At 28.0% G+C, this 693-nt stretch carries 1 protein-coding gene; it reads left to right on the forward strand.

Annotated features, from left to right (window positions below):
* Positions 1-37: 37 nt before the first annotated feature.
* Positions 38-693 (forward strand): glycosyltransferase (locus HMPREF0549_RS08885; RefSeq protein ID WP_204365212.1); only part of this gene is annotated, 656 nt, incomplete at its 3' end.

Consider the following 693-nt stretch of genomic DNA (forward strand, 5'->3'; position numbering starts at 1 on the left):
GTGTAATTACATAATATATTCTTGGATTCATTTTAATTTGGAATATGTAAATACTCGATTCCTTAATTTGACTGATTATCATTTAGCCATAAGTGATGGCATTTGCAGGCAGTTATTAGAATTAAATTTAGGTAACAAAAGTAATATATATAAAATTTATAATCCTGTAAAACTAAGTAGTAATGTTATTACACGAAAGAAAAATAATGAATTTATTTATGTAGGAAGAATAACTTACGAAGGACAAAAAGATATTAAAGAACTTATTGATAACTTAGCTCATCTTAATTTTAATAATTGGACGTTGAGAGTTATTGGTGAAGGGGTAGATAAGGACAAGTGCCAAAGATATTTAGATCAAAAATACCCAAAATTGAAGAATAAAGTTTTCTGGGAAGGATGGAAGACTAATACTTGGGCGAGTATACAACAAGCAGATGCATTAATATTAACGTCTTCTTATGAGGGACTTCCAATGGTTTTACTAGAAGCAATTTCTAGAGGATTACCTTGTTTGTCTAGTTCTATTGATGGACCGAATAGTATTATTCAGCCTTCAATTAACGGGGAATTATATAAAAAAGGCGATAAAGATGATTTTTCATTTAAGCTAAGTAAACTTTTAAAAACAAATTACGATCCAGTTGTTATGAAACAAAGTATATCTCCTTTCTATATAAATAATTATATAAA

Origin of the sequence: Limosilactobacillus vaginalis DSM 5837 = ATCC 49540 (genome assembly GCF_000159435.1) — a bacterium.
GTDB lineage: Bacteria > Bacillota > Bacilli > Lactobacillales > Lactobacillaceae > Limosilactobacillus > Limosilactobacillus vaginalis.